The organism is uncultured Lutibacter sp. (genome assembly GCF_937891065.1).
In the GTDB taxonomy this organism is placed as follows: Bacteria; Bacteroidota; Bacteroidia; order Flavobacteriales; family Flavobacteriaceae; genus Lutibacter.
The window spans coordinates 1-3,763 of sequence record NZ_CALAEQ010000134.1 but is presented as its reverse complement, the minus strand read 5'-3'; the positions used below and the strand labels follow the sequence as shown (position 1 = coordinate 3,763).

Below are 3,763 nucleotides of genomic sequence, written 5' to 3'. Positions count from 1 at the left end.
CTTTCTTTTACTTGTTCCCAGAAAAGAACAAACACATCTTGGTACGGCATAAACTAAAGATTAATGATAAAATATATTGGTGTTGCAAATTTAACATTAATAATTCAATTAATAAATTCGAACATCTGTTAATCATTCAATTATTAAAAAAATAAGAAATTAACAACAATTAACTTTTACCAAAATATCATAGAGAAAGTAGGTGCTAAAGCAGACAGATGGGATGAGTCTAATACAACTCAAAAAGTTAAAAATTGAAATGGATAGATTTTTAGCACCAAAATGAAAAAACTCTAAAATACAACAACTCATAAAATTATGTTACATTTAAACTTAAAACATCAAAATGATTAATGCATACGAATACTTTAAAAATCATCCAAAATTCAACAAGCTTGTTGGTGATGATTTTTTATTCGTAGAATATAAATGTCCAATCAATATTGAAGAGTATCAGTTGTGGATTGAAAACCATTTAATAACCTATGTTATTAGTGGTAAAAAAGATTGGATTACATCTCGAAAAACGCATAAACTAACTGCAGGAGACAGTATTTTTGTTAGAAAAGGAGTTTATACGACAAAGCAATATTTGGAAAACGATTATTGTGTAATGTTGTTTTTTATCAATGATAAATTCATTAAAAAATTTATTACAGAAAATCCAACTTTTATTAGAAAACTAAATCTTAAGGAAGAACATGATGCTATTTTAACTGTTAATACTAATGATTCATTTAAAATATTAATAGAAAGTATTTTTCATTATTTAAAACAAGGAGATAAAATTCCACAAGAACTCGTGGAAATTAAATTTAAAGAATTACTCTTCAATATAGTTCTTAATTCAAAGAACAAAGATCTACTAATTTTTTTTAATTCATTAACGCAAAATACTAAGGTGATAATTGAAAATATCATGATAGAAAATTTTTATTATGATTTAAAAATTGAGGATTATGCTAAACTTTGTGGTAAAAGTTTATCTTCATTTAAACGAGAGTTTAAAGAAAACTTCAATACCACACCAGGTAAATGGGTAATAAACAAAAGGTTAGAGCATTCCACTACCCTGCTACTTGGCACAAACATGACTGTTAGCCAAGTAGGATATGAATGTGGTTTTAAGAACAACTCTCATTTTATTCAAGCGTTCAAGAAGAAACTGAAATTAACTCCCAATCGCTTTAAAGCACTCAAAAAAAAGCATCATTAAAATTCTTGACCTTAAAAGAACATCATTTGGACTTTTAAGAATTCCTGAATACAATTCTAAATCTAACCTTTGCATCATTAGTTAATAACAAAATTAATGCGATGCTACATAAAGAATTCTCAACAAGGAGTTTAAAATCCAATAAAGGAGAATCTGTCGTTCACCAAAGACATTTGCTTCTTAATGAAAAATATCGAAAAGATGCTGCATTAGCCTGGATTACTGATTCTGCGGAGGTTATTGGAATAAACCTCCAAGATCCATTCAGAACATCGGTTTTTATCAATAACACCATGAAAGTTCCATTTAAAGTTGGGGTCCATAAAGCAGTTGGAGGCGACCATGATTTTCCAAATCCAGGTGATTTACTTTGCGCTTCTTTGGCATCTTGTTTTGAAAGCACTATTAGATTGATTGCAAATAAATTGGAAATAGAACTTTTAGAAACAAAAATAAAAGCAACGGCTCAAATCGATGTAAGAGGAACGTTAATGATTGATAAATCAATTCCTGTTGAATTTCAATCTATGCATATAAATGCAATTCTTATTGCTATAAATTCAAATGAAAAGCTCTTGAATACGCTAATAAGAGGAGCTAAAAATAGCTGTATTATTTATCAAACAATTACACAAGGAACTCCAGTTACTTTAAATGTGGAGTTTAAAATTAATAACCAAAAAATATAAATCATGAAAAAATCTATCATCTTTCTTTATGGAATAGTTGCCTATTTAGTTTTTCTAATTGCCTTTTTATATGCTATTGGCTTTGTAGGTAACATTTTTGTGCCAAAATCAATAAATTCTGGTTCAGAAACAAATCTAATTTCTTCAATATTTATCAATGTAATCTTACTAAGTGTATTTGCTTTGCAACATAGCATAATGGCTCGACCTATGTTTAAAAAATGGTTAACAACAATAATTAGCCAAGCAATGGAAAGAAGCACTTACATACTGCTATCAAGTTTAGCTTTAATATTAATCTTTTGGCAATGGCAACCAATTACAACAATTGTATGGGAAGTCGAAAGCAAAATTGCCTTTGCTGTTTTAACTGGAATATTCTTTCTGGGTTGGCTTATTGTTCTTCTATCAACATTTATGATTAACCATTTAGAACTTTTCGGTCTTGCTCAAATTTTTGATAATTTAAAAAACAGGCAAACTCTAAATCCAAAATTTCAAACTAATTACTTATATAAACTAGTAAGACATCCTATTATGTTAGGTTTTCTAATCGCTTTTTGGGCAACACCTCTAATGACAATGGGACACCTATTATTTAGCGTAATAACTACAATTTACATTTTTATTGCTGTAAAATATTTGGAAGAAAAAGACCTTCGAAAAGCTATAGGAGAAAAATATGAAACGTATCAAAATGAAGTACCAATGTTTATACCTTTTACCAAAATCAAAAAATAAGTTGATGAATAATATAGAATCTTAATTCAACAAACTAATAATTACATTCCAACTAAACGAACAAGTAACCTAACCTCTATAGCTAGACAAATCCCTATTAAGAATGGAATAAAAAAAAGGAGAACTTGGAAAATATATTACATGAAGTGGAAATGAAAACGCTATAAAACGCTGTTTAATTCAATGCTAAACTGGAATTAGAACAATTTATCCACTTGGGAAAGTAACTAGTATTATTGCCATTCAGTTATTAGTAAATTGTACTTCAGAATATATTTTTCTCTCCACTATATTAAACTAATTCTGAATTTATATATTCAAAAAAAATGAGGCTGTTTTAATATACGCTAATGCTTTACCAAATTTATTATAAGCTAAAGAAATATTATCAATAACTACTATTCTTTACTTCATCTCCTCCCCTTTTGGTGGTAATAATAACGGCACCATTAGCACCTCTTGAACCATAAATTGCTGCCGAACTACCTTTCAAAACATCAACACTTCTAACATCCATTGTTGATAATGCTAATAATTGTGACATACTGGCATCCATTCCATCTATTACTATTAAAGCAGCACTTGAACCATTTAATGAATTAGAGCCTCTAATTATTATCTGCCCATTACTATTTAAAATTGAAGGTGAACTATTAACAATAAGATCTAACATATTTGAATACTTTGAGAATTTAAAATTGTCATCATTTCTAATATTTGTCATAGCATATGATTTGTCTTTCTCTTTAATGTGTCCATATCCCATAGCAACATCAAAATTTTTCTCTCCAGGTTTAAATATCATATTTATAAACACTTCATTTGCTTTTTCATCGATTTTGATTTTTTGCGAATAAAAACCTTTGGCACTAACTTTAATTTTATCGTTGGGCAAGCAATTTATTTTAAAACCCCCAACAGTATCTGTCAACACTGTTACCTTACTGCTTAACACTTTAACTTCAGCATTAACTAATGCAATGCTATCAAAAACTATAACAGATCCTGTAACAGTTCTTTCTTGAGCATATGAAATAGTTGTAAAAGAAAATAAAAGAATTAGTAAAAACGTATTAAAAGAGAAATATTTCATAATATAATTTTATTTTTTTATGAT

Annotated in this window: 4 protein-coding genes; 3 read left to right on the top strand and 1 reads right to left on the bottom strand. The window is 28.2% G+C overall.

The window, feature by feature from the left end:
- The first annotated feature begins 346 nt into the window (after positions 1-346).
- The 3 genes from Q0352_RS07495 (at position 347) to mddA (ending at position 2,646) form a co-directional block, all read left to right on the top strand.
- Positions 347-1,216: an AraC family transcriptional regulator gene (locus tag Q0352_RS07495; protein WP_299526005.1), complete on the top strand. Its 870-nt coding sequence runs from the start codon at positions 347-349 to the stop codon at positions 1,214-1,216.
- A gap of 101 nt (positions 1,217-1,317) precedes the next feature.
- A complete protein-coding gene (locus Q0352_RS07490; protein WP_299526002.1) occupies positions 1,318-1,905 on the top strand; it encodes an OsmC family protein in 588 nt (195 codons plus the stop codon).
- Positions 1,906-1,908: 3 nt separating this feature from the next.
- Positions 1,909-2,646, top strand: coding sequence for a methanethiol S-methyltransferase (mddA, locus tag Q0352_RS07485; RefSeq protein WP_299525999.1), 738 nt, complete (start codon positions 1,909-1,911; stop codon positions 2,644-2,646).
- A gap of 388 nt (positions 2,647-3,034) precedes the next feature.
- Here the strand turns inward: mddA and Q0352_RS07480 are convergent, their stop codons facing one another.
- A complete protein-coding gene (locus Q0352_RS07480; protein ID WP_299525996.1) occupies positions 3,035-3,739 on the bottom strand; it encodes a TonB-dependent receptor plug domain-containing protein in 705 nt (234 codons plus the stop codon).
- Positions 3,740-3,763 lie beyond the last annotated feature (24 nt).

Coding starts and splice junctions, on each gene's coding strand:
- mddA (WP_299525999.1), top strand. CDS start 1,909: ATGAAAAAATCTATCATCTTTCTTTATGGAATAGTTGCCTATTTAGTT.
- Q0352_RS07480 (WP_299525996.1), bottom strand. CDS start 3,739: ATGAAATATTTCTCTTTTAATACGTTTTTACTAATTCTTTTATTTTCT.
- Q0352_RS07490 (WP_299526002.1), top strand. CDS start 1,318: ATGCTACATAAAGAATTCTCAACAAGGAGTTTAAAATCCAATAAAGGA.
- Q0352_RS07495 (WP_299526005.1), top strand. CDS start 347: ATGATTAATGCATACGAATACTTTAAAAATCATCCAAAATTCAACAAG.